Origin of the sequence: Polaribacter sp. 20A6, assembly GCF_011378915.1 — a bacterium.
Lineage (GTDB): Bacteria > Bacteroidota > Bacteroidia > Flavobacteriales > Flavobacteriaceae > Polaribacter > Polaribacter sejongensis.
Genome location: NZ_WTPZ01000006.1, coordinates 106,901 through 133,302, shown reverse-complemented (window position 1 = coordinate 133,302; position 26,402 = coordinate 106,901). Strand labels below are relative to the sequence as shown.

Sequence of the window (26,402 nt, the reverse complement as noted above, 5' to 3'; positions counted from 1 at the left end):
AATACTATAAGGTTGAGGTTGATTTTCGTATTCTACTCAATGAAAAAGGAGTTATTCCTAAAAATGAAGCAATATGATTTAAAGGTACCCTTTGTAAAATTGAGGGATGGGTTTTTAAGAATTTTAAGTAAGATTCCTTTGCGTTAAGATTTAGTAAGCTTCTTTGAAAATTGATTTTATTTATTAATGTTTCATTAATTATTTTTTGAAATGAACTTTCCCATTCTGGTATGGTATCACAAAACAAATCCCAAGATGCCCTTGAAAACTGAACAACCTCACAATTTGTTTCTGCTTGTATAGAACCAGAACTTACAGAAAATTCAAAAAAGCTAGTGATGTTACAAACAAAATCATGTTCTTTCATAAAGTAAGACGTTACTTCATTTCCTTTATTATCAAAAAAACAAAAGCGAAATACACCATTTATTAGAAACGCTATTTGGTCACATTTATCTCCACTCTCAAGAAAAAAATCGGAAGTTTTATAGTTTTTTACTTCTGTATTTTTAATTAGTAATTCCGTGTGTTCTTTAGATAATTTGATGTAATTATTAAGGTGATGCACTAGGTTCTCTTTCATATAAATCAACGAATCTTTGTAATGTGAATAGCTATAAATGAATATGAAACATTTTATTGTTTTAAATTCATAATTCGCTAAATTAGTTTTTTAGCGTCGAAAAGTCAAGATTTAAAATTCTTCTTTTTATAAAAATGTCTGTTCAAACAATAACATTACCAGACATTTTAGGGCTACAATTAACATTGAAGTTTTTAGAAAGGTATTGTCTAAATATAGACGTTTAAGCAATGAAGTTCGTAAATAAGATACGAAAAGGGGAGTTTTCAACGAATCTTTAAGCGTATTAAAAAACAATAATTAAGTTTACAACTTAATGTAAAATAACAGTTTTACTCTGTAGGTTTATTTTGGAATTTAGTAAACCCAAAGACTTCAATTTGATTTTTATGAATTCTAAATACTATTGTGTAGCCTTTGTGTATTAAGTCCCTTATTGAGTCGTTTTCGAAATAAATTGACTTTCGGAAGGAATATGGAGATTTAGGAATATCTTTTATTCTTTGAATGAGTTCTTTTTTTAATTTTTGAGCAGAATTCGGACTATTTTTAGAGATGTATTTTAATTGCTTTTCTAACCTTTCGGTAAAAGTATCTTTATAAATAATATTCATAAGAAGGTTAGGCTATTTCGTTTAACCTATCTTCAAATTCTTGTTGAGAAATAAAATTAGCTTTTCCGCTTTCAATTTCATTTAATTCTTGTTGTAGATAATCTTTTGTAGCGGTAAAATCAGAACTTTCACTTTCACTTACAATTTCAACTTCGTCTTTATTGAACTTGCTTAACAACCAAATAAACTTGTCATAAACTTTTTCGCTGATTTTTAATTGTATCGTGTGCATAGTATATCCTTTTAAGCAAAAATACAAAAAAAGTTTCTATGCTTCTTATTTTCAAGGAAACACTACAACTTCTCCCTCAAAAACGCAATAATTTAGTGACTATGATAAATTTTATATTTTCGCTATTAGTCTTATTTCTTGTAACTATTAGGAATAGTTATCAATTTAATTCTAAAAGAAATGTATAAAGTTGGTTTGCCTTTTAAAAAAAGTATTGAGTAGTTGTAAAGTGGTTTATTTGGGTTTTTTATAAGGTTCGTTTTTTCTTTTAAAAGCATTTTTTTTATCCTTAAATTCTATTAATGAATCTTTCTTTTTTATGTAAATGTTATAGAAAATAAGATTGTTGTTTCATGAGAATTATCAGCTCTATCTATTGATAGAACACTACTTTTGTAGTAGAAAAATAATAGTATGATTAGACAATTATTCATAATACTCATGTGTCTTGCTCTAGGTGAGATAATCGTTTATTTCACCGGAATTAAAATCCCCTCAAGTATTATTGGTATGTTGTTATTAACAGCAGGACTTCATTTTAAAATCATTAAACTTAAATGGATACAGGACGTTGCTGATTTTCTTTTAGATAACATGGTCTTCTTTTTTATACCACCTGGCGTAGCTATTATGTGTTATCTAGATTTAATTTCAAAAGAATTAGTACCAATACTAGCAGCGATTCTGGGGAGTACTGTTTTAGTTTTACTAAGCACTAGTTTTACACATCAAGTGTTGAGAAAAATAAGATTGAAGAAACTAACAAAAGATAAAAAATGAAACTGATTTCAGAACCTTATATGTTATTAACCATAACTGTAGGTATTTATTGGTTGACAAAATATCTTCAAAATAAAACCAACTCAGTTCTTCTAAATCCTATATTAATAACAATAATTGCTGTAATAGGTATTTTAAAATTAGCAGGTATTTCTTATGAAACTTATCATGAGGCAGGTAAGTTTATTGAGTTTTTTCTAAAACCTTCAATTGTAGCATTAGGAGTACCTCTATATCTTCAAATAAGTAAAATTAAAAAACAAGTGATCCCTATTTTTATTTCACAATTAGTAGGTTCTATAGTAGGTATCATTTCGGGGGTTCTTATTGCTAAGTGGTTAGGAGCTTCAAATGATGTAATAATTTCGATAGCACCTAAGTCTGTTACGACTCCGCTTGCTATTGATATTTCCCAGTCAATAGGAGGGATTCCATCTCTTACTGCATCAATGGTTGTTATGGTAGGTATTTTTGGTTCGGTAGCAGGTTTTAAAATTTTACAACTATTTAAAGTGAGTAATCCAATGTCTAAAAGTCTTTCAATGGGTACCGCAAGTCATGGGCTTGGAACGGCCCAAGCGATGGCTATAAGTCAACGATTTGGAGCATATTCAAGTATGGGGCTTATTTTAAACGGATTGTTTACGGCCATATTTACTCCCATTATTCTAGCATTACTTGGCATTATATAAGAAAGTTGCTGTTGAGTTATTTAAATTTTAAAGTTTGAATTTTGGAATCGATTTATTCTTTATTAATTAATCTAAAAGCTATAGAGAGAAATCCTATTCTTTTTATCTATTAAGATTAGAAGTATGTTATGTTTTAAAAGGAGTATTTGTAGATGGTTTGCTATTTGAAAAAAAATATTGATATTGCTTAGAATGAGTTATTCTTTTATAATGTTATAAGAAAAATGACTTATTAAATTGATGTGTTTTGTAGCGGAGATAGATTTTAAAGGAAAGTATATTATTAGTTACTTTTTTATTCCGTCATTGTTTTTAAAATATTAGTGTAATAACTTGGATAGATTGAAAGAGCATCAATAAAAGCTATTTGATTAGCGGAAATTTGATCCATTAATAAATTTCGTTTTACTGAGTATTGAGGAAATTTTTTAGAGAGGTCAATTGCAATAACTCTATCTGCAAACCCTAATTCAAAAAATGAAATTGCTAGTTCGGACGGTAAACCATATTTTATTCTTTTTTGCAATATATTTATGGTTTTACTTAAACTTTTAATTTCAGCATCATCGTGATTTTTATTTAAGTTAATTATTTCCACTATCGAAGCCAATACTAAAGTTGTCTCATACGAAAAGCTCCCTTCACAAATATCAATTATATTTTCTTGGTTTAAATTCCTTGATTGGGTTCCAGCTGTGATTTTTGTACTTAATTCAGTTAAAGATTGATGAATATTAAAATAAGTAATTCCATCAATCCATTTTTCTAATAAAATAAAACTTGATTTGATAGGTGTTATATTTTTTAGTTTGGAATTATTTTTTTGATAAATTATTGACCAGATTACAGCTAATAATTTATCAAATGTTTCAGCCTGAAATAAATCTTGAGAATTTTCTTCTACCCATTTTTCAATGTCAATAATATCTTGAACCCCGAATAATGTCCTACTATATGATAGTCTTTTAATCGGGCTCTTTACTTTATCTTTAACATTGCCGCCAAGTAGTCTGAAAAGTTGAAGTAATTGTTCCTTCTGTTCTTTTGTTGAAATTGAATAAGCTAAAGTTTCTTTTGCGATGTTATCAATAGATTCTTCATTATCATTCAACTTATAGTTTTCCCAATTAGCCATTAAGAAGCTTTCAATGGATGAAATTATTTGAATTTTGTAATTAATTTGAAAGGAAAGTCCGTTCTTAGTAAAGTTTTGGTGTGCATGACTTTGAGAGAATTCTTGAGCTAATCCAATAATACTTATTGAACTATCCAAGTATGCTTCTACAAATTTCAAAGGACTAATATTAATGCTGTAATCTTTGTCATCACTTAACAATGGATCAAAGATTGATAATAAAGTACTACCACAAGGTTCCGAATTAGAAGGATCAAGCATTGCCTTAGCCATATTCCATTTCCAGTTTTGGCGAAAATCACTTTTTTTGTCATACAATTCTGTATCTGTAAATATTATGCTTCCTTCTGTATGAATTCCAGATCTACCAGCACGACCAATAAGGTTATGGAAATCTCTCGTTCTAATTTTTTGTCCTGCTTGATAAAATCCCGTTATTAATAAATACTTAATAGGGAGGTTAACTCCTTGAGCTAATGTAGATGTGCAAATAATAAATTTTATTTTACCAACTTGCATAGCGTATTCAATTGCTAATCTTAAACCTTGTGGAGTATGGCCACTATGAGTAAAAATACCTAGGCGTGCTGCCTTGACGATTTTACTTTCTTCGCCAAAATGTATAGATAGTAAATAAGATATTTTACCAACTTCATTAGAATCAGAAACCCTTAAAGGGGCACTAATATCGTAATTTCTTGATGCTATATCAACAGCATTTTCATATATAGTTTTAACAGTTAGTTTTGAACCACAAAAAATAGCTAGAGCACCTTTTTCGATTAACTTGATTGAAAGGTATAATGCGATACTTTTACCATCTTTTTTTTCAGGAAATCTTCTTAACTTTCTTTCTCGTCCTTTAAGTTCTAATTGTTTTTGTTCTAATACTCGAGGCACAAAATAATCATCATTATCAGGGTTTGAAGTACTGACAAATTGAAGTCTACCGAGTAGTGTTTTCCAGCTTGCAAAAGCAGTCGTTCTATATGTTGGTGTCAAATTTTGACCTTCAATAATTTCTTTATCATTTGGTATTAACCAATTTCCTATTGATGAAGCGTTACTTATTACTGCTGAAATCAAGATAATTTGAGTTTCAGACGAAACCATTTTTCTTAAAGATGAAAGGAGTAATTCATATGTTACTCCTCTAATTCCATTGTCAAATTGATGACCTTCATCATAAATTAGTAAACCAATTTTAGAAGCAAGTTCAGGTATACTTCTTAAAATATACATAAGTTTTTCTGGTGTAACAATTACAACTAATTTATTAGTTTTTAAATCAATATCATCAAAAGAAGTAAAGTCGTTTTGTAATGCATCAGAAGGTTCATCTATACTGACATTTTCTCCAACAAAAGCTAATTGTAAATCGTTTTTTATTTCTGAACAAAGAGCTCGAAACGGAGCAACTATTACAGCCATATTTGATTTGTCAGACATAAAACTGCTACGGATAATTATTTCAGTAGATTTAGTTTTTCCAGAACTTGTAGGCATTTGAATAACTGCCGATTTACCTTTGAATACACCATGTTCTCCTAGTAACTGTTGAGATGGCCAAAATTCTTTTATGAAATTAGGTTTAGAGATGATACTCTTCCATTCATCAATATTAATTAATGTATATCGGTTAAGACTATTCCATGTTGAATTGAATAATTGTTTTTTTAACACAGAAATAATAATATCTGATAATAGTAATTCTCTATCGCTACCGTTAAAATATATTTCTGATTTTAAAATTTCTAAGTCCTTTAAAATTTCATCATTATTATTACCTTGTTTGTAGAATTTTATTAAACCATTAGATATAGCTTCAATATAAGTTGATAAATTATTTTCTAAAATATTTAAAGGTTTTGAAGTTTCATTTTGTAATATCCAAACAAGTAAGTTTTCAAGTCCATTACCCGATAAATCTGTAATTGGATTATTAGTTCTGTTTACGAGTACTTTTGCACTACCGGGAAAGTCCGCCAAGTAATATGCAGCAGAACCTACCAATAATAAATAATCTATTAGCTCTGGAACTAGTCGTGAATCAGCATAAGCATCAAAAAATTGTGCTGAAAACAGTATTTCTTCTTTATGTTGTTTGATGAAATTTTCGCTTTCCTCAAAAGAGGAAATTTGACTATAATCGCCAATAATACCAATAGTTAAAGATAAGAGTTTGGAAGGATCTCTTGAAATTGATATATGATGTTCTGTAGGAACATTATATTCAAACATTTTAGCCTTAGACCTTGTTACACCTAATAAATCTGTGGATTTTTTTTCAGGCTTCATTTGCGGATAGGCTATATAAATGATTAACAACAGACATCAAATCACCTCCTTTAATAACAATTAAAAATAAATTATTTTTATAAGGATGCATTTGAGTTGAACTTTGTGTAATGGCTTCTTCGTTATATATATTATCGGAGAAAAGAGCTGCAGCACCATATTTTTCTGTATAAGGTTTATCAATGGGATTTTGATATCTTGAAATTTTTTGAGCATCTGAAAGATTACCTTTATCATAAAGTCGTTGTTTCATAGCATTCAATGATTCTGCTTTTCGTAATTCATCTTTTATTGAATCATTAATAGCGTCTTGTAATCTTGGTTTAGTCTTAGTCCCAGAGAATTGAGTTTTAACTTCAAACATGGTTAAAATATCTTGAATAGATTCAGTGTCATCAATTGTTTTAAACCCTATTAAATCAGAACCTTTTGTTGATTCATCTCTAATAGTTTTATTTCCATACCGTGTCCTAGGAACCCAATGATCTAATGTGTAAGCAAGATAGTCGGCAATCAAGATTTCACCAAAATCTCCAGCTCTAATACCTGGGCCAAAACCTCTAGTGGTTGTTGGAAACTTTGTATTAAGTAAAAAATCTTTTTTAGAAAGACCAGTTCCTTCTCTAAAAAAATCAATTTCTGTGTCAAAACAATAATGGTTTCTGAAATGTTTTGCCCATCTTGACATAGTTTCTGTATCATCAAAATTAGGATTGAACTCTAGTAATGTGACAGCTTTTCCATCTACAGTTGTTCGTTGATTAGGTATTTGAGTCAACCAAATATTATGTTCAGTAGTCCAAGGCATATTTTTTATTTAATCATGCTTAATAATGTTCTAACTTTCTTTTAATGATTGATATCAGAATCCATTTATTTACAAGTTAGTTGTTTTTACTTTAGAAACAATCTAAATTAACCTACAACTTCTCTCTCAAAACCGCAATTTCATCTCGCAGTTTAGCGGCAACAATAAAGTCTAATTCTTTTGCGGCAGCTTCCATGTGCTTGCGTTTTTCTCTAATACGTTTTTCTATTTCCTCTTTTGGTAAATACTGTAAATCTTGTTCTGCGGCAACCTGTTTTGCGTTATCATAATGATAACTAGAAACGGCAGATTTAGACAAAGTATCGTCAATTTTTTTGTTAATCTGAGTAGGAGTGATGCCATTCTTGGTATTGTAGGCAATTTGCTTTTCTCGTCTTCGTTCGGTCTCATCAATGGTTTTTTGCATGCTGTTGGTCATTTTATCAGCATATAAAATAGCCAAACCATTTACATTTCTTGCAGCTCTACCAACAGTTTGCGTTATAGATCGGTGCGAACGTAAAAAACCTTCTTTATCAGCATCTAAAATGGCAACCAAAGAAACTTCAGGTAAATCTAAACCTTCTCGCAAAAGGTTGACACCAATTAAAACATCAAACAAACCTTTACGCAAATCTTGCATAATTTCTACACGTTCAAGAGTGTCAACATCAGAATGAATATAACGACAACGAATATCTACTCTTGTTAAATATTTAGTCAATTCTTCTGCCATTCTTTTGGTAAGTGTAGTCACCAAAGTACGTTCGTCTTTTTCTACTCTTTGTTGTATTTCTTCAATTAAATCATCAATCTGATTTAAACTTGGTCTAATTTCAATTACCGGATCTAACAAACCTGTAGGTCTAATTACTTGCTCAACAAAAACACCTTCTGTTTTTTCGAGTTCGTAATCTGCAGGAGTTGCAGAAACATAAATTACCTGATTCTGAATTTCTTCAAACTCCTCAAATTTTAAAGGTCTATTATCCATCGCCGCAGGCAAACGGAATCCATATTCTACCAAGTTTTCTTTTCTACTTCTATCGCCACCATACATAGCGTGCGTTTGCGGAACAGTTACGTGGCTTTCATCAATGACCATTAAATAATCATCCGGAAAATAATCTAACAAACAGAACGGTCTTGTGCCAGGTTCTCGTCCGTCTAGATAACGAGAATAATTCTCGATACCAGAACAATAACCTAATTCACGAATCATTTCTAGGTCGAATTCTGTTCGCTCTTTTAAACGTTTTGCTTCTAAATGTTTGCCGATTTCTTTAAAATAATCGACCTGTTTCATCATATCTTCCTGTATTTGATGAATGGCATTTTGTAAAACATCTGGAGACGTTACAAACAAGTTTGCTGGATAAATGGTGAGTTCACTAAAACTTTCTAAAACGGTATTACTTTCTAAATCGAACGATTCTATTTCTTCAATTTCATCACCAAAAAAATGGACTCTATAGCCATTATCTCCGTAAGACGGATAAATGGTTACGACATCGCCTTTTACTTTGAAAGTTCCACTTTTTATTTCGTGTTCCGTTCTAGAATACAAACTTTGCACTAATTGATGCAAGAATTTTGTTCTTGCAATTTGCTGATCAACATGAATAGGAATAACGTTTTTCTTAAATTCAACTGGATTTCCGATACCGTACAAACAAGAAACGGAAGCAATTACAATAACATCTCGTCTACCAGAAAGTAGAGAAGAAGTAGTGCTTAAGCGCAAACGTTCTATATCATCATTAATAGATAAATCTTTTTCAATAAAAGTTCCGGTAACAGGAATGTATGCTTCCGGTTGATAATAATCGTAGTAAGAAACAAAATATTCTACGGCATTATCAGGAAAGAATTGTTTAAATTCAGAATACAATTGTGCTGCCAATGTTTTATTGTGTGCTAAAACCAATGTAGGCTTGTCTACGTTTTTTACCACGTTAGCAACGGTAAATGTTTTACCGGAACCAGTTACCCCTAAAAGCGTTTGATATTTTTCGCCATCATTAACACTTTGTGTAAGTTCTTTTATTGCTTGTGGTTGATCTCCCGTAGGAGAAAATTCTGATACCAATTTAAATTCCATGATGTAAAAATACGGATAGAAAAAAGATTATTACTTTCTTATTAAACTAAAATTTCCAGAAGCTTTAATTAATTGGTCGTTGTTGTCAATAATTTCAGATTGAAACCAATAATCGTTAGAAGGCAGCGGTTTACCATTATAGGTTCCGTCCCAACCTAGATTATTGAAATCTGTAATTTGGTAGACTGCTTTACCGTATCTATCAAAAATAAATATTTTAATAGATTTAAAGAAAGCGCTGTCTAATCCTTTTACATTCCAATAGTCGTTTTTATTATCATTGTTGGGAGTAAAAAACTTTCTATACCCAATTACTGAAACATCGGTTTGTGCAGGTGGCTCACAATTGTTAATGTCTCTTGTATAAATGGTTCTTAATCCTGGGGCAACATGTGTAAAAGTATGTGAAGTTCCACTGCCAAAAAAGGTGTTGTTGTCTAAAGAAAATTCATAGCTACTGTTACCTTCTAGGGTAATGTCTACAATATTATTGGCTTCATCTTCTGTGTTTACATTAATGTAATAAAACGTTGCTGATGGCGGATTAATTACTGTAAATTCTTTAGAATTGGTACAGGTTAACCCGTTTTCTGTTTTATAAACAGTTAAAGAGAAATCTCCAACAGCATTTAGCTTAAAGTCTATGTTTGTACTTATAATATTACCTGAACTATTTCTCCATTCATAAAAATCATTGCTAGCATCTGCTGTTAGTGTAATTGGGTTTACATTAGGGTTAAAACAAATGGTATAGCTGTCTTCTAACTCTATTTTAGGAGTGGTGTTCACTACTAAATTTATAGGTTCCATTCCGCCACAACCTAACTCGTTATCTACCCGAACATAAATAGTTGTAGATGGCGTAATAAATTTATTAGGAAGTTGATTTTCGGTAGTTTGTGCATCTAATAACGTTGGGTAAAAGCGAATGGTATTTTTTGAATCTAAACTAAATCGGTTTATAATCTCAGTGCTTTTTGCTTTTAAGTCGAAATAACCATTAGAGTCTCCGTTAATTTTATCAGAACTATCACAAGTGTAATATGTATCAATAGCTCCAAGAGAAACAAATTTAGTTTCAATAAAAAAGTTAGTAATGCTTCCACAGCCTTTTTCCGAAATAACCTTTACAAACAGTTCTTGAGGATTGCTTTCGTTTTCGAATTTTTTTGGATTTGTTATTCGATTTTCATCATTTTCGGCATCTATGCTGTTCTTGTAAAAAAGATATTCTTTGTTAAAGGCGTCTTCAACTATTTTATAGCCAATATCTGTTAAATCAAAAAAATCAATTCCATTATTATCAACATCACATTGTATTAATTTTTTGTCTGAATTTAAAATGGGTAAGGGATAAACGGTTACCTCTTTATAAAAAGGAATGTCAGTTCCATTAATAGTTACGGTGCAGGTTACCATGTATTTTCCTGCAGATGTATATTGGTAATCTGTAGTTAAACCTGTGGCAGAATTTCCATCGCCAAAATCCCATGTAGCAGCAGATATTGTGTTATAAGTGTCAAGTCTAAAATTGAAAGTATCTGTAATACATTCATTTTTAGTAACAATTCTATTTCTAAAATAAGATTGAATAAAATTAGGTAAACCTCTATAAGAAGTACCACTTTTTAAATTTATAGCTTCATGTTCGTAGTTTGCCAAAGCACCTATTTTATTAGGCTCATGTACAATACTAATAGTTTGGACAGGAAGTAGGTTATAACCTATTTTATAACCATTTTTATCATATAGATTTTCATAGGTTGATTGTGCAATATATATTTTTCCGTCTGTACCTAGGCTAATTGAAGATTGCAGTATGTCTAGTGGACCAGAGTATACGGGGGTTCCTCTATACCCCTCATCTGTATTGGCAACTTCTATCTGCATTATGTTGTAGGTTTGGCCACTATAACTTGCCGAATAATATAAAAATTTAGAATTTGGAGAAAAAGTAAGGCCGTAAGCAGCATAACCAGCACCACCAAATTCTGCTATTGTAACATATTTTAATTTAGATAAACTACCTGTAGTGCTATCAAAATTAAAAAAACGTATTAGACCATCATTGTATAAAGCGATGGTACTTCCGTCGGGAGAAATTTTCATTTCACCTTCATAACTAGTTTCATATTTTACATGCTCAAGTTCGGTTGTTGTAAAAGGTCTTTCTACACCATCTTCAGTAACTTTTATGGCATAAAAAATATTGTTTTCAGCTTCATAAGCATTACTTCCGTAAGTTATTACCCAAACATCTTTACCATTACTATGGTGAACAGCGGTAATTTTATTTGCTGTAGAGTGGGCTAGCGGCATGTTTTTATACTTAACCCAACCCAAGGGTTCTCTTGTAGAAAATTCTATTTCGGAATAATAAATATGAGGATAGGCTAATGGGTAACTCAATTCTGTTTTTCTAGTGTTAAAAACATAAAAAGTACTTGTGCTATTCGGTTTAGGAACAATAATAGTAGACTGTGTATTTTCTAACTCGCCTTGTAAGCCCTCTCCATTTGTCATTATTTGATGGTTTTTATTCCAGATGGTTTGTCCGTCGGTATAAAACAATAAGTTTCCTTGGTTATCCGAAATACTTGAAGATCCTTCAAGAACTGTCATTTTGCTGTCTTCTAAAACATCTACATTTCCTTTATTAAAATGAATGCCCGCTTTATTTCCAAAATACCAATGATCTGTTTCTCTTTGCGAGAAAGTATTGATACTAATAAGAATAAGCAATAAAAGTAGTTTTATTTTCAAATTGAGGGTTTTAAAAAATAAAAATAAAACTATTTATAGAGTCCTATCATTTTATTGTGTTAAAAAATAGTTGAAACTAAGAATAAGTGGTATTAAGTGTTTTGTTGAAGGTGTTATTCTTTAAAAAAGTATCAAAAAGTAGCTTTAAATTCATTAAAAATCTAAAAGTGTTTAATTTTTTGTAACAAATTATAATTCTCAGCTACATATATTTAGAAGTGATTTTGTTTTTATTTGAAAATTTTTAACGAAATTGCTTGTCTAATAATGTGTTCAACTAAAAAAAAATAAAATAACTATGTCTGATGATTTTGATTTACTAGAAACGAGTGCTAATAAAAAAACGGAAACAGTAGATGTTAATTGGGGGAAAGCGATTGACACCATGAAATCTAAATTGGCACAAGAAGATGACCCCGAATCTCGTCAGAAAATATTAAATGCAACCTTAGATGATGTTGTGCACATGGCAGAACAAGACAGAACCACGCTTTTAGATGCTATTAAAGACTTGACAGATTATCAGGAAGAAGTAGGTATTATGTTTGAGAAATTTTCAGCTTTAAATCCATCAGAACAAAAAGTGATTGACGATGCTCAAAAAGGATTAGAAAGAGCAAGAATCGAATTAGAAGACGCCCAAAATAAAGCAGATACTTGGTGGAACAATTTATGGGGGAGAAAATCGAAGATTAAAAAAGAAGAAATAGAGTTTGCAGCAGCAGAAAAACTACGTGCAGGTGCAGATAATCAAGCAAAAGCATTGTTTCAGCAACGAATAGAAAGTGCAGATATTCAAACTTTATTGAGTGAGCTTTCTTACAAGTCTCAAGCCGCCGTTACTCGTCTTAAAAATAGAGAAGTAGAAATTAAAGAGGTAGAAGAAAAGTTAAAAGATGCAATTGTAGAGGCTTCTAAAAACCATACAAAAGCATTAGCAAAAAAGAAAGAAGTAGAAGCAGAATTAGAGGCTCAATATGCATTGTTAAAGCAATCTCGTCAAGAATTAGAAGAAATCGCAGATAAGCAATCTACGGAATATTCAGAGGCGATTGGTAAAATGACAACTATTGAGCAAAAGGTAGAGGAATTAGAAGGACTTAAAAACGCCTACACAACCTTAGCAGCAAGTAAAGATAGCTTTGTGCACAAGCATAATTTAACCATTAAAGTATTGACTTCTTTACGTTCTAATTTACAAACACACAGAGCAAAACTAAAGTCAGATACCGAAGAAAGATTAAAGTATTATGATGGTTATGTAGTGGCTTTAAAGGCAAGAACAGATCAAGAATTTGCGGCAATTTTAGAGCATTTAGGTGTTAAAACCGACGAGCATATCGGAGAAACTTTAGCATCTATGCATTCCGCAAGTGCCAGAGCACGTCAAGAAATGATGGACAATATTCCGGTGCACGAAAAAGTAATGACAGGTGTGTATAGTACGTATGCAGAGGCTTTGCATGAAATTCGTAAAAAAGATGTAGACATTCAAAAGAACTTTGCAGACCGTTATGGTATAGATATGAAAGAGATTTTCGAAGACTATTACAAAGCAGATGCAACTGCACCAAAAGGTGATGATGCTCCGGCAGCAAAACCAAAAGCAGATACTTCAAACGACGATTTGTTGGGGTAAAATAGTATTCAGTTGCAATAAGAAGTTAGCTTTTGCCTGAAAATTGTTGTTAAGAAAAATAATTTGGGCGTTTCCTTCTTTTGAGAAAAGCAAAAGAAGGTCAGGCTTTTCGCTAAATCTTTTTTCTGAAAAAGAAAAAAGGATATCGCTTCAATCCTTAACGCGGGCATACTTGCTAACTTTTTGAATGTTAAAGAGGTTTTTACATTATCTATCGTGCTGAAAATAAAATGGTTAAGTTTAGTTTTTGTCGATATTTATAAATGTAATTCATAAATATAAATTATATTTGTAAAAAATAAATATAAAATGGCAACATTCACATCTTCTTTACCAGATAGTCTTTTAGAAAAATTATCTGTTTTAGCAAAAGAGTTACAACTTCCTAAAAATAGGCTCATAGAAAATGCTTTAGAACTGTATTTAGAGCAAGTAGAAAAAGCGAGTTATATAAAATCGTATCAACAAGCAGCTACAGATAAAGATATTTTAAAGGTTGCAGAAGAAGGAATGCAAGAGTATTTTACAGAACTTAACGATACAGATGCTAACTAAATGAAGCAAGGAGAAATTTGGGAACTGTATTTAAATCCTGTCAAAGGAAGTGAGCAAAGTGGCAGAAGACCCGCAGTTATTATTAGCGGAAATATGTTAAACAAACATTTACAAGTTGTAATTGTTTGTCCATTAACCACAAGTGTAAAAAATTATAAAGGAAATTTAATTATCAGCCCAAATGAAATAAACGGATTGACTAAAATTTCTGAAGTGTTAACGTTTCACGTTCGTTCGGTTTCAAAAACAAGATTGGATAAAAAAATAGGTAAAATTCCTTTGAAAGATATTGAAGTAATTAAAAAAACTTTAAACGATATTCTTAAATTTTAAAAATGATTACAACACCTTTAGATTCTGCACTTTTAGACTCAAAAGAACAATATGTTTTTTACCATAAAATGGTAGATTTTGTTTTGAAAGAACTCATTGTAAGTGTACAGCAAGAAAAATTATGCACGCACCAAGAGTTGTTACTTTTTAAACAATATTCAGATTTACTTTTATATTCTATAGAAGCCATGCGTATTAAATATATGTATGATGAAGAAGATAATATGAAGGTAGATTTAACAGATTCTGGGTTTCCAAATTATTTAGAATTTCGTTTTTTGTACAATGATTTGGAACTAAAAAACGATTATGTAGATAATTTAAAAGATGTAGAAACGCTAAAAGCAGAATTTTTAAATACCCTTTTACATCAAAAACAACCTATAAAAAGGTTAGATTTATTTAAAGCATCTTCTTTTGTTTATTATACTTCTGTAGAAAAAAAATACATTTTTAACAGATTTGTACAAGGTAAAATCATAACAGCAGAGGAAGGATCTAATTATCAATATATGACTAGTTGGAGTTTCTATGATGTAAGTCATAACCGACCTTTTATTTGTTATTTATACTTTGATTATGATGGTAAAATAGATAAAGATAAAATTTACGAAGTCTTAAAAGAAAGTGCAGATAGAGAAATGTCTTTAGACACAATGGCTTATAATATTGATCGAAAATTATCGGATATTAGACCAAAACATATCAAAAGAATAGATTTAGGGCCTTTTCATAATGTCTTTGCAAAAGATGAAAATGAAATAACCCACACTATTTTAGGTGGAATTGCTAAGAAAGAAATTCCTTTGGAATCGTATGCTTTATCGTTAAAAATAGACGAGGTTTTTTCTGGAGATACGTTTACAGAAGGAAGTTTTTTCTCGAAACAAACCATGCAAAAATGGAGTGAGGTAATTCAGCAAAAATATGTTTTAGCGCCTCACAGAATTATTCAATTATTGTATAATCAAACACCAAGAACTTTAGATAAATTGGCAAAACCGCCTATTGAATTGTCGAGTTTGAAAATTGAGGTGAAATAGAGTTTGATAATAAAAACAAGACCTCACAGGTTTTTAAAACCTGTGAGGTCTGAAAAATGAAAATTAGAAAAAGAAAAATAACCTGGTATAAGAAAAGCAGTGTTTACTGCCAACTGAATACTGCTTACCGAAGACTTAATCATGAATCATAACTCAACTTTTCCAATAAAACAAAACGAATTAGACATGCTTCGCGATGAAGCTTCTGGTTATTTAAAAAGTATTCAATGGGAACAAAGTGATAGAGCAAAAAATAAAGATAAAGACGCAAAAGAGGAATCGATTTTATTGTATTTGTCAAGAGCTAATTCTGGAAGTAATGTAGAGGTTACTTCAGTTTCTAAAACTATTTTAGCCTTAAAAAAGCGTTTATTACCAGATTCTATTGCAATTCCGGTATATCTAAATCAGACGTTGTATGCTGTGCAAGAAGGACTTACTTTAGGTATTTGGATTAAAGATAATTATTACGATTCGTCTGGGTTATCAAGTTTACACGAACGTAAATCAGCCTTAGATTCTCAAGGAAAAAGAGCGTTTGAAAGTAAGATGCAAACAGCAACAGCGTTTCAGTTATTTGCGACTTCCTATAAAATTTTACACGATTTAAAACCACATGCTTCAGATGATTTATCTGTGATGAAGCAAAAGTTTGCGGGTATTCCAGAAGTTTCGCTTTTATCACCTTTAAAAGGAATTGCGTGTTCTTTATTTTATTTTGATAAATATCTAGGACATCCAGAAATAGTAAAATCAGATAAAGATGTCATTGATTTCACTGTGGTTTTTTATGAAGCCTTAATTGATGAAATTCAGCTTAGAAAAAGCAGTTTAGAATACACTGAAACAATTGTAGACAGAACGTATAAATTAGAAAATTCTGATTTTGCTGTTTCAGGTTGGGGCAATGTTTTTTCTGGAACTGCAAAAAGTATTGTCTTTAATAAAATTCAGTTCGAGCAAATTGTAGGAAATAAAGACTCCAAACATTTTGCACGTAGATTAACAGAAAGAATGCTGAGTTACGATTTTGATGCAAAGAAAAATCCGTTTCAAGAATTAGGAGGTTTTATGCCTGTTTTTATGGGATATGGAATTCCAGGAACAGGAAAAAGTATGTTAATTGCAGCGATTGCAACCCGACTAAAAGAACATTCAGATAATTTAGACATTCCGTTTTTATTTCATCCAATGCCAGACACGTTGATTTCTACTTTTCAAGGAGGATCTGCAGAAAAAATGGTAGAATGGATGAAGCCAATGCAAGACCCAACAAAATTAATTTTTGCGCCCATTGATGATGCAGAAAATAATTTACAAGAAAGAACTACACAGGGAGTTTCTGCTGGAGTAAAAGAGGTAATTGGAGTTTTCTTACGATACACAGAAGGCGCTTATGCGGTAAATTATGGAAATTCTTCTATCGGATTATTTACCAATTTACCAGAAATGTTAGACAAAGCGGTAATTTCTCGTGTACAAGGAAGGTTTAAAATTGATGGAGCAAGAACAGAACACGACTTTTTAGACCAAGATTATATTTGGTGGAAGAAATTTGAAAAAACAATGCCCGATTTTGTGAACATGCAGGATCCTTCTAATTACCAGTTTTTAAAAGACCAAGGACTGACAAAAAGTATGGGGGAAATATTGGGTTCTATAGAAAAACCATCTGAAGGAAGGGTTTTAGAAGCTTATGACCGAGCAGAGAAAAACCATAGATCGAATGAGCATTTATTCTTTGCCATTTTATATAAAGAAATTCAGAAAATATTTCCGTTCTTTTCATCGAGAGATGTGCGTAATATTCAATCTGCAATTTCATTACGATTAACAGATTTTGATTTAGAACAAGATTGGTTTGAAAATCCTGAAATTTATTTCAAACAGAAATATGAAACCAAGTTTAACATGTTGCAAGAATTAATGAAAAGCAATATGAAAGGACTTAATTTTTCTGAAATTAGAAGACAAGAAGTGGTGCGTTATTTAGACAATGTTGCCACCATTGCAGATACAGATTTTAAGAGAAAAGTAGACGCGAGAGTCAACCAAATGAACATCGATTTACAAGCAAGAAAAACATTTGATCATGGAAAGTAGTCGAATAAAAGATATTGAAAAGACATTATTGTCTGATAATTATTACACTTTAAATAAATTTAAGTTTAAATATCAAATGTCCGACGGAAGTTGGGTAAACCAAATGCGTGAAGTGTATGAACGTGGTCATGGAGCAGGAATTTTGTTGTATAACACCGCAAAAAAAACGGTAGTTTTAATCAAACAATTCAGATTGCCTACTCTTTTACATGATAGCAAAGACGGATTCTTAATTGAAATTCCAGCTGGTTTATTAGATTTAGACAATCCGGAACAATGTGTAATTAGAGAAACTGAAGAAGAAGTCGGAATTCGTTTAAAATCTGTTAAAAAAGTTTATGAAGGATATTCATCACCAGGCGTATTAACAGAAAAAATGCACTTTTTTGTTGGTGAATATACAGACGATATGAAGGTGAGTGAAGGTGGAGGTTTAGAAAGTGAAACCGAAGATATCGAAGTTTTAGAAATTCCATTTACAGAAGCTGTAAGAATGCTAAATGAAGGTGAAATAGTAGATACAAGAACCATTGTGTTGTTGCAATATGCTATTATTCATAAATTGATAAATTAAAAATAATAACACAGAGATACACGGAGTTTTCAAATAGTATCACGGAGAATAATGTTGAAAAAACTCTGTGTATCTCTGTGAGTTCTCAGTGAAACTCAGTGTAATAATACTATGCAAAAACTAATAAAAGCTAATTTATATAGAAGCGAGTCCATTAATGTTAGCGGAAAACTGGTAGAACGTTATAATAAATGTCTCGTAAAACTTGGTTTTACAAAAACAAAATTAACTTCATTTTCTATTGATGGAGTTGGTTGGAGTCCGGAAATAGCAGAAGAAAAAGGAGTGTCTTTTTACCTTAATAACGGTGAAGCAAATACCTACGCTATAATTATTACTCCAAGACAAAAAGGATTACCTGTTTATAATCCGTTTAATTCTTTTGATAGAGAATTGATGAAAATGGTGTTTAAAAAACATGAAAAAACGATTAATGATATTACAAGAGATTCTGCTGTTTGCATTGAGTTTGATCAAAAAATAGATGTTTTTTATGAACCTTTAGATGTTTTAAGGTACAAAGACATCACAATTAAGTTTCATTTAATTGATAACTTAAACAAAGCCAAAGAAGAGCAATTACAATTAGTAGAATTATTTAACGCTGATAACAATTTTATTGATGAAGAGATTCACGAGAAATTGATAACATCAGCAAAAAAATATGGAGACTTAAGAGAAAGAAATTTAAATATAGAAGAAATTACTTTTACAACAGATTCTTTTTACACAAAGGCTTTTGGAGGTGTTTTTTTATTAAGAGATTTAGTAGTACCTGTATTAATTTTCGAAAATGAAGCAACTTATAAAGAAGCAATAAAAGATACAACGTATGATGTTTTAATGTATCATATTTCTCATAAAGAAATGATTGAAAAATTAATCAGTTATAATGTTCTGGAATTAGATTTAGAAGAAGAAACTACTAAGAAAAGGTACAGACGAATTCAGAAATTTATGTTTTCATCATATTTAAAAGACACGGCACATCCTGTAAAAGATATTTTAGAAGAAGGAATTTTATTTAAAAGTTATTTAAACAAAATTGATATTTCAGCAAGAAAAAAAATAATGGGTTTAGAGCTCTTTTTAGAAAAAAAGAAGGTTTCTAAAAATATAAATCCGCTAGATATTATTGATGAAGAAATGTATGTTGCGTTGCACAAACCACATTCATCTTTATTACCAAATCATCAAGATTTAATTTGGAGTTTATTAGTAAACATTGCGCCAAAAGATGTGTTATTTTTGTATTGGTATGACAAAGAACAATTTTACGAACTTTTTAGAATTTTAGAAGATTCAACCCAAGATTGGGTAATAGGAGCAGTGAAAAGCGGGTTTTAGGTCTGAAGAATGAAGTTTGAAGGTGGAAGTAGGAAGGAAGTAGGAACTAGGAAGTTTGAAGAGGAAGTGATAATTTAGTATATTTATATAAAGAAAAGGAAATGAGTTTTAAATTTGAAAATTTAATTATTTGGCAAAAATCTATGGATTTAGGCGAAGAAATGAATTTGCTTGTTAAGAATTTTCCGAAAGAAGAAATTTATAATTTATCTTCTCAATTAAGAAGAGCAGCCGATTCTGTTGCTTTAAATATTTCAGAAGGCTCTATTTTACAATCAAACGCCGAATACAGAAAATTTTTAGGATATTCAATTCGTTCTTTGGCAGAAGTAGTAACTTGTTTGCATAAAGCAATAAGAAGAAATTATCTGCCTAAAAAAAATTTTGACAGATATTATAAAGATTGTTTCGATTTAATGAACATGACAATTGCATACAGAAATAAAATAAAATAACAATAGTAAGTTGTATTTTTAAGTATGAGTATGAAACTCCATTCTTCAAACTTCCAACTTCCAACTTTTAAAAAACCATGACCATAGAAATCATCATATTTATCGCAGCAATTTTATTCGGAATTGTTATTTATTGGAGAGAATCAAGAGGGAATAAAATGTATTTATTCTTTAATAAATTAATGAATTCCGAAGAATTACAAATGAAGGATACAGACACTAAAGGATTTATATTCCAACAAAATTTTGTTTTAAGGTTTGTTTATATTGCTGTTTTGTTTCTTATAGGAATTTTAATTGTGCAATTTTTAATACCTATAAATTATGCAACAATTTCATTGTTTGCATCGATGATTTTCGGAACTTTGATTGGCACTTATATTGCGGGATTTATTTTTAAATCATCAGAAATTATTGAAGAACAAACAGAATATTTTGAAGATAAATTTGAAGATGTTATAGAAAAAGGAAAAGATTTTATGGAAGACCTCCAAGCAAAGGATGTTAAAGAAAAAGAGATTATAAAAGAAGCGCCTAAAGTAGCAGAGAAAAGTGCAAGAGAACGCTTAAAAGATAAAGGACTTTTATAAGTTTTCAGTGGCAGTTTTTAGTAAAAAAAAATAGTAAAGAAAATTAATTAGAATAAAATAGTAAGTATGAGTGAGAAACTTCCAGCTTCAAACTGCATACTTCAAACTTGTAATTATGATTAAAAATTATTGGAGTAAAGGAGCAAAACAAAAGAAAAGAGTCGTTATATTTTTTATAGTATTATTGGCTTTATTATTCTTTTTTAGAGATGATTATCAACCAGCATTAATACTTGTTAGAAGATTTATTTTTATAATTTTATTGTGCTTTTCACTGCTGTTTCTAGGTTTACGAGGTTTTAGAAAAGCGGTAGGTGTAGGTAAAAGAATCGGAATTTTATTTTTCTTATCAGTCTTTTTCGGAATATTATATTATGTAGGTTGGAATTTAAAATTCTACGATTACATGAAAACGTACTATGTTTTTAACGATTTAAATAAGATTGAAATTCACGAGTTGCCTTTAACTCAAAATGAAAGAATTCAGCCATTAAGAAACATATTTTCAATGGCAAACGAATCTGTTGGCGAAACGAAAGACGTTTCGCTGCCTCATTTGGTAAGAGTTGATGACAATAATCAATGGACAATGGCAATTCAGCCAACCGAAAAATATTACTGGCAAGGACTAAAAGATAATACAGAAGAAATTTTTTCAGTTTCTAGTACAACACCTTTTCCTCGTTTTTCATCAGAAAATAGAATTCCGGTTACATTTTCTATCGGAGAATCTTTAAAGTTTAGTAGAAATACTTACAATGCTGTTGTGCAACGATTAAACCCTTGGATGCTGTTTAACTACGAGCCAAGTGAAACTTTTTACATGAAAAATGATAAAGGAGCTTGGGTTGAGGTGGTGAGTTTAATAAAATGGAAAGGCTTCTTTTTTCCATATCCAAGTTTTGGAGGTGTAATGGTTATAGATAATGGAGAGCATGATATTGTAGATTATTTAGAAAGAATTACCATTGGTAAAGGAACTTATATTTCTCCCGATGAAATGAAAAATTACGCCTATTTAACCAAGCAAAACACCTTGGCAGAACGCGTATCTCGTTTACAAGCTGAGAGCTTAAAGTTTTTAGCAGGTTTTTCAGATCCATTACCTTGGAACATGGAAAGTGCTGTGAAAATTCCTACCGCGCCAAAAGATCAAAATGCACAACCTTATGTAACCGATTTCGATTTTTCAGACAGTAAAACAGACGCTTTTAGTGGTTTATATCACTGGTTTGGTTTAGAACCTGTCGGAGACGAAAGAACAAGTTTAAGTTATAGTGTTTTTGTTCCTGCAGACGGTACAAATAAGTTGTATTATTATGATCATGCATCAAAAAAACAAGGATATGCAGGGGTTTCTGCAATGCCTTTAAAAGTAAAAGAATCTAAAAAAGAGTATGATTGGAACTCAAATACTCCGGTAGAATTTAGACCTTATATTAAAAATATTGCAGGTAGAAAACGTATGTTTTTCTTGGGTACAGTTTCTACAATTAATTCAGAAAACCCAGAACAATTTGATGGTTCTGCAACGCCAGATTTGGCTTTGGTAGACAGTGAATATAGAGATGTAGTTTGGATTAACGCAAAAAAACCAAGTACTTGGAACGAAGAAATTTATAATCAATTAAATGAAGCTTGGAGAACCAGTGAAGGTAAAAATGTGTATTTCGAGAAAGAACAAACTACTTTAGAGAAAAACCAACAAGTTTTAGATTCTATAAAGTTAATTTCTAGTCAAGATAGAAATCAGCAAATATTAGATTCTATCAAGCTAATGTCTGTTCAAGATAAAAAACTTACAGAAATAGAAAAGCTTCAGAAAAAAATAGATTCTATAAAAAATAATCAGTAATTTTTGTAGCTATTTCCTGCTTTCGTTACTCGCTTTTTTTGTTAAAAAAACAAAAAAGAGCTCAAACAGGCCACTCAATCAGGGCTAAACATATTTGCCAACTTATATAAAAAATAGACAATGCTGTTTTTTTTAAGTTGGCTTTTTTTTTGATTCTAAAATCCTCTTTTTTAGGTGTTATTATAGTTTTAAATAATTCAAACAACTTTAGAAATTCTTTATATTTGTTATACCAAATGAATTTTAAAATGATTGATGATAAATTTGAATTATTATTTCTTAATATGAAATAGAAAATCTAATTATAGCCTTAGTTATGGTTCTATTTTATATTAAAATTTTAAGGAAAAAGAAACGAATTTAATGGATCATTTTGATGTTTGTTTGGTATTATTCCTAATAAATAAACAAAATCTATGATTTTTATTGATAATGAGGGCTGTACAGATCCTAAACTAAACTTAGCATTAGAAGAATACGCGTTAAGAAACTTTGATGCTTCAACAGATTATTTATTATTTTATATTAATGCACCTTCTATTATAATTGGTCGTAATCAAAATACTTTAGAAGAAATTAACCAAGAATATATCGATAACAAAGGTATAAAAGTGGTTAGGCGTATTTCTGGAGGAGGAGCAGTATATCATGATTTAGGAAATTTAAATTTCAGTTTTATTACCAATCACGATGGAAAAAGTATTAGTAATTTTAAAAAATTTACAGAACCTGTAATTCGTGTTTTAAATGAATTGGGAGTAAACGCTGAGTTAAAAGGTAGAAATGATATTTTAGTTGATGAAAAGAAAATCTCTGGAACAGCTCAATTCTCTACAGGAAAAAGAATGATTAGTCATGGTACTTTATTGTTCGATACAGATATGAGCGAAGTTGGGAAATCACTTCAAGTAAAAATGAGTAAAATTCAATCTAAAGGACATAAATCAGTTAGGAGTCGTGTTGCAAATATTAGTGAGTTTTTAAAAGAACCAATAACAATGGATCAGTTTAAAAAGCAATTACTAACTGGTTTGTTTGAAGCTAAGGAAGCGTTTGAAATTCATAAATTAACCGAAGCAGAATGGAAAGCTGTAAAAGAGTTAAAAGCGTCAAAATATGATTTGTGGGATTGGAATTTCGGAAACTCACCTAAGTTTAATATCCAACGTAATAAACGTTTCCCAATAGGAGAAATAGATGTGCGTATTTTTGTTGAAAAAGGACATATTTCTGACTTTAAAATTTATGGTGACTTTTTTGGTAGGCAACCTGTCACAGACCTTGAAAATTTATTAATTGGTGTTCCTTACGATAAAAATGAAATCAGTAAGAAGTTAGATCAAATAACTGTTGCTGATTATTTCGGGATATTAGAAAACTCAGAATTTGTAGATCTTGTATATGGAAATGATTAATTTTTATTAATTTATTTGGAGAATAAATCATATTCTTTTATTTAAAAAATATTCCCTTGGATTTATTTTCCTTGGTAAATAAATATTTATTTTGTAGTTTTGTCAAGAATTTAAAAACCATTCAAGATGAAGACTACAAAAATTATATATTATATTTCTACTGCATTATTAACTGTAATCATGCTTTTTTCTGCTGGTATGTATATATTTAATCATGAAGCAGTAGCAGCAATGTTTACCAATTTTGGGTATCCAACTTACATCATTTATCCCTATGCAATTGCTAAATTACTAGGTTTAGTAGCTTTATGGTTTTTATCAAATAAAACAATAAAAGAATGGGCTTATGCAGGATTTTTCTTTGCATTTATTTTTGCTTTTTTTGCACATATAATGATTGGAGACGGAGAACAAGGAGCTTCAATTGCAGCAATGATCTTTTTAATCACTTCTTATATTACCCATAAAAAAATAACAAATGTCAGAAGTTAAAAAATCTGAAGTAGTTTTAACAAACAAGAATTTTCTTGCAGAAGCAAAAACGAGAAATCATTATTTAACGATGGATCAATCTGTTGCTGCTGGAGGAGGAGATACTGGTGCAACTCCGGTTGAATATTTATTAACTGCAATCGGTGGTTGTGTTTCAATGACATTAAGAACCTATGCCGAAAGAAGAGGTTGGGATATAGGTGAAATATCAGTAAATGTTTCTCAGCTGAAAGATGAAAACGGCACTTATTTAACAGAAGAAATATCCTTTGAAAAAGAAATAACAGCAGAACAAAGAAAGAAGTTGTTAGTTTTTGCCGGTAAATGTCCGGTTGCAAAAATGGTGAAAGGAGAAACTAAAATTATAACTACAATTCAGTAAAATTAATTTGCAGTAAACAGTCACAGTTTTCAGTAAAAAAAAAACAAAAAAAATGAAAAAAATATTAGCATTTGCAGGTAGTACAAGTTCTACTTCTATCAATAAACAGTTAGCAACATTTGCAGCCGAAAATTTAGAAAACACTTCTTTTGACGTTGTAGATCTAAGAGATTTTAAATTACCAGTTTTTAGTGAAGATGAAGAAAAAAATGGTTTTCCAGAGGATGCAAAAAAGTTTTCTGCATTATTGGATAATTATGATGGGTTTATATTGTCTTTAGCAGAACATAATGGATCTTATACAGCTGCTTTTAAAAATATTTTCGATTGGGCATCTAGATTAGAGGTAAAGGTTTTTAGAGACAAACCCTTATTATTAATGGCTACTTCTCCAGGTAAAATGGGAGGTCAGTTTGTTTTAGCAGCAGGAGAACAACGTTTTCCTATACAAGGAGCAAAAGAATTATTAACTTTTTCTCTACCAAATTTCTATGATAATTTTAAAGAAAATAAAATTGTAGAAGCAGAATTTTCGGCACTATTAACAGTACAAGTAAATAAATTTGAAGCTTTAGTAAATCAATAAAAACATGAAAATAGTTTTATACGGAAGAGCAGGACACGCCTATACAGTCGCTTTTAAAAATTTTCTAAATTCAACCGATGTTCCTTATATATATAAAGATATTTCTAAAGATGCAGAAGCAAGAGAGCATAGCAAAGAATTGTATGGTGGCGTAGCAAAATATCCAACATTGTTTGTAGATGATAAAATTTATTTAACTCCAACTACGGAAGAATTTAATAAAATAATGCAAGATTTAAGTTTAAGGGCGTAGTTTTTTATTTTAGAGGCAAGAGGCAAGAGGCAAGAGGCAAGAGGCAAGAGACAAGACGAAAGTGGCTGGACTTAGGACTAAAAAAAAGGCATAAGATATAAGACTACAACTATGTTGCTATGTGGTCGTTTTTTTATGTTTAGGAACATATTATTGATTTCAAGAATCAATGAAGCTTAACAATGTCAGACTGAGCTTGTCGAAGTCCAATTAAAGAATTAACAGAAAGATTAAATCTTTTCAAAAGTTAATAAGTTTTAAAGTAAGTCTATCAATAGATTCTTGAACTATTTAATTTTCGAATACTGAATACTGAATACTGAATACTGAATACATGGGAGACATTTCTAAAGACATAAAATCTAAATTTGTAAGCAATAAATTAAAGGCTTTAATCAACATAAAATACACTGCAAATTGGTTAAGTAGTAAAGAAAATGAGTTTTTTAAACCTTACGGAATTTCGCCACAACAGTATAATATTTTAAGAATTTTACGAGGATCAAAAGGTCAAATTAAGGTGCAAGTTGTAAAAGATAGAATGATAGAAAGAGCACCTAATGCAACCCGCTTAATGGACAAATTATGCGAAAAAAACTTAATTGAAAGAGAGCGTTGTGAACATGATAGAAGGGTTGTATTTGTGAAAATTAATGAAAAAGGTTTAGAATTATTATCTAATATAGACGATAATAACAACCTTTTGTTTCTAGAAAAGTTAACAGAAGAAGAGGCGACAACTTTAAGTGATTTATTAGATAAAATGAGATAATT

Annotated in this window: 25 protein-coding genes; 18 read left to right on the top strand and 7 right to left on the bottom strand. The window is 30.4% G+C overall.

Annotated elements, in window-relative coordinates; genetic code table 11:
• Positions 1 to 4: 4 nt before the first annotated feature.
• The 3 genes from GQS57_RS14775 to GQS57_RS14765 form a co-directional block, all read right to left on the bottom strand.
• A complete protein-coding gene (locus GQS57_RS14775; RefSeq protein WP_165733639.1) occupies positions 5 to 583 on the bottom strand; it encodes a Crp/Fnr family transcriptional regulator in 579 nt (192 codons plus the stop codon).
• Positions 584 to 915: 332 nt separating this feature from the next.
• The gene (locus tag GQS57_RS19220; RefSeq protein WP_165733638.1) at positions 916 to 1,197 is read right to left on the bottom strand and encodes a type II toxin-antitoxin system RelE/ParE family toxin; all 282 of its coding nucleotides are present in this window, start codon (positions 1,195 to 1,197) and stop codon (positions 916 to 918) included.
• Positions 1,198 to 1,204: 7 nt separating this feature from the next.
• Positions 1,205 to 1,429 (bottom strand): tRNA pseudouridine synthase A, encoded by a 225-nt coding sequence (locus GQS57_RS14765; RefSeq protein ID WP_165733637.1) that lies wholly within the window; start codon positions 1,427 to 1,429, stop codon positions 1,205 to 1,207.
• A gap of 414 nt (positions 1,430 to 1,843) precedes the next feature.
• Here GQS57_RS14765 and GQS57_RS14760 point away from each other — a divergent pair, with 414 nt between their 5' ends.
• A complete protein-coding gene (locus GQS57_RS14760) occupies positions 1,844 to 2,209 on the top strand; it encodes a CidA/LrgA family protein (protein WP_165733636.1) in 366 nt (121 codons plus the stop codon).
• A complete protein-coding gene (locus GQS57_RS14755) occupies positions 2,206 to 2,901 on the top strand; it encodes an LrgB family protein (protein WP_165733635.1) in 696 nt (231 codons plus the stop codon). The genes GQS57_RS14760 and GQS57_RS14755 overlap by 4 nt, the downstream gene beginning before the upstream one ends.
• A 295-nt stretch (positions 2,902 to 3,196) precedes the next feature.
• Here GQS57_RS14755 and GQS57_RS14750 read toward each other — a convergent pair whose 3' ends face one another.
• The 4 genes from GQS57_RS14750 to GQS57_RS14735 form a co-directional block, all read right to left on the bottom strand.
• A complete protein-coding gene (locus GQS57_RS14750; protein ID WP_165733634.1) occupies positions 3,197 to 6,334 on the bottom strand; it encodes a DEAD/DEAH box helicase in 3,138 nt (1,045 codons plus the stop codon).
• Positions 6,324 to 7,142: a Hachiman antiphage defense system protein HamA gene (locus tag GQS57_RS14745; RefSeq protein WP_165733633.1), complete on the bottom strand. Its 819-nt coding sequence runs from the start codon at positions 7,140 to 7,142 to the stop codon at positions 6,324 to 6,326. Before GQS57_RS14745 ends, GQS57_RS14750 begins: the two co-directional genes overlap by 11 nt.
• 112 nt (positions 7,143 to 7,254) lie before the next feature.
• Positions 7,255 to 9,243, bottom strand: a complete 1,989-nt coding sequence (gene uvrB, locus GQS57_RS14740; protein ID WP_165733632.1) for an excinuclease ABC subunit UvrB — start codon at positions 9,241 to 9,243, stop codon at positions 7,255 to 7,257.
• 30 nt (positions 9,244 to 9,273) lie between these two features.
• Entirely contained in the window at positions 9,274 to 12,006 is a 2,733-nt protein-coding gene (locus GQS57_RS14735) for a T9SS type B sorting domain-containing protein (RefSeq protein WP_165733631.1), read from the bottom strand.
• A 298-nt stretch (positions 12,007 to 12,304) separates the two neighbouring features.
• Between GQS57_RS14735 and GQS57_RS14730 the strand changes: the two genes are divergently transcribed.
• The 16 genes from GQS57_RS14730 (at position 12,305) to GQS57_RS14655 (ending at position 26,400) form a co-directional block, all read left to right on the top strand.
• Positions 12,305 to 13,645, top strand: a complete 1,341-nt coding sequence (locus GQS57_RS14730) for a microtubule-binding protein (RefSeq protein WP_165733630.1) — start codon at positions 12,305 to 12,307, stop codon at positions 13,643 to 13,645.
• A 309-nt stretch (positions 13,646 to 13,954) separates the two neighbouring features.
• Positions 13,955 to 14,200: a ribbon-helix-helix domain-containing protein gene (locus GQS57_RS14725; protein WP_165733629.1), complete on the top strand. Its 246-nt coding sequence runs from the start codon at positions 13,955 to 13,957 to the stop codon at positions 14,198 to 14,200.
• A complete protein-coding gene (locus GQS57_RS14720) occupies positions 14,201 to 14,533 on the top strand; it encodes a type II toxin-antitoxin system PemK/MazF family toxin (protein WP_165733628.1) in 333 nt (110 codons plus the stop codon).
• A gap of 2 nt (positions 14,534 to 14,535) precedes the next feature.
• Positions 14,536 to 15,576 (top strand): hypothetical protein, encoded by a 1,041-nt coding sequence (locus GQS57_RS14715; protein ID WP_165733627.1) that lies wholly within the window; start codon positions 14,536 to 14,538, stop codon positions 15,574 to 15,576.
• Between the two features lie 141 nt (positions 15,577 to 15,717).
• Positions 15,718 to 17,679 carry an AAA family ATPase gene (locus tag GQS57_RS14710; protein ID WP_165733626.1) on the top strand — a complete coding sequence of 654 codons (1,962 nt, stop codon included), beginning with the start codon at positions 15,718 to 15,720 and terminating at the stop codon, positions 17,677 to 17,679.
• Positions 17,669 to 18,253 carry an NUDIX domain-containing protein gene (locus GQS57_RS14705; protein WP_165733625.1) on the top strand — a complete coding sequence of 195 codons (585 nt, stop codon included), beginning with the start codon at positions 17,669 to 17,671 and terminating at the stop codon, positions 18,251 to 18,253. Before GQS57_RS14710 ends, GQS57_RS14705 begins: the two co-directional genes overlap by 11 nt.
• A 111-nt stretch (positions 18,254 to 18,364) precedes the next feature.
• Entirely contained in the window at positions 18,365 to 19,600 is a 1,236-nt protein-coding gene (locus tag GQS57_RS14700) for a DUF6638 family protein (RefSeq protein WP_165733624.1), read from the top strand.
• Positions 19,601 to 19,701: 101 nt separating this feature from the next.
• The gene (locus tag GQS57_RS14695; RefSeq protein ID WP_165733623.1) at positions 19,702 to 20,055 is read left to right on the top strand and encodes a four helix bundle protein; all 354 of its coding nucleotides are present in this window, start codon (positions 19,702 to 19,704) and stop codon (positions 20,053 to 20,055) included.
• A gap of 77 nt (positions 20,056 to 20,132) precedes the next feature.
• Positions 20,133 to 20,645, top strand: a complete 513-nt coding sequence (locus tag GQS57_RS14690) for a hypothetical protein (RefSeq protein WP_165733622.1) — start codon at positions 20,133 to 20,135, stop codon at positions 20,643 to 20,645.
• Between the two features lie 115 nt (positions 20,646 to 20,760).
• Positions 20,761 to 22,500, top strand: coding sequence for a hypothetical protein (locus tag GQS57_RS14685; protein WP_165733621.1), 1,740 nt, complete (start codon positions 20,761 to 20,763; stop codon positions 22,498 to 22,500).
• A 416-nt stretch (positions 22,501 to 22,916) separates the two neighbouring features.
• Positions 22,917 to 23,915, top strand: coding sequence for a lipoate--protein ligase (locus GQS57_RS14680; protein ID WP_165733620.1), 999 nt, complete (start codon positions 22,917 to 22,919; stop codon positions 23,913 to 23,915).
• A gap of 126 nt (positions 23,916 to 24,041) precedes the next feature.
• The gene (locus GQS57_RS14675) at positions 24,042 to 24,407 is read left to right on the top strand and encodes a DoxX family protein (protein WP_165733619.1); all 366 of its coding nucleotides are present in this window, start codon (positions 24,042 to 24,044) and stop codon (positions 24,405 to 24,407) included.
• Positions 24,394 to 24,789, top strand: coding sequence for an OsmC family protein (locus GQS57_RS14670; protein WP_165733618.1), 396 nt, complete (start codon positions 24,394 to 24,396; stop codon positions 24,787 to 24,789). Before GQS57_RS14675 ends, GQS57_RS14670 begins: the two co-directional genes overlap by 14 nt.
• Before the next feature lie 52 nt (positions 24,790 to 24,841).
• Positions 24,842 to 25,375: an NADPH-dependent FMN reductase gene (locus tag GQS57_RS14665; RefSeq protein ID WP_165733617.1), complete on the top strand. Its 534-nt coding sequence runs from the start codon at positions 24,842 to 24,844 to the stop codon at positions 25,373 to 25,375.
• A 4-nt stretch (positions 25,376 to 25,379) separates the two neighbouring features.
• The gene (locus tag GQS57_RS14660; protein WP_165733616.1) at positions 25,380 to 25,628 is read left to right on the top strand and encodes a glutaredoxin domain-containing protein; all 249 of its coding nucleotides are present in this window, start codon (positions 25,380 to 25,382) and stop codon (positions 25,626 to 25,628) included.
• Positions 25,629 to 25,962: 334 nt separating this feature from the next.
• Positions 25,963 to 26,400, top strand: a complete 438-nt coding sequence (locus tag GQS57_RS14655; protein ID WP_165733615.1) for a MarR family winged helix-turn-helix transcriptional regulator — start codon at positions 25,963 to 25,965, stop codon at positions 26,398 to 26,400.
• Positions 26,401 to 26,402 lie beyond the last annotated feature (2 nt).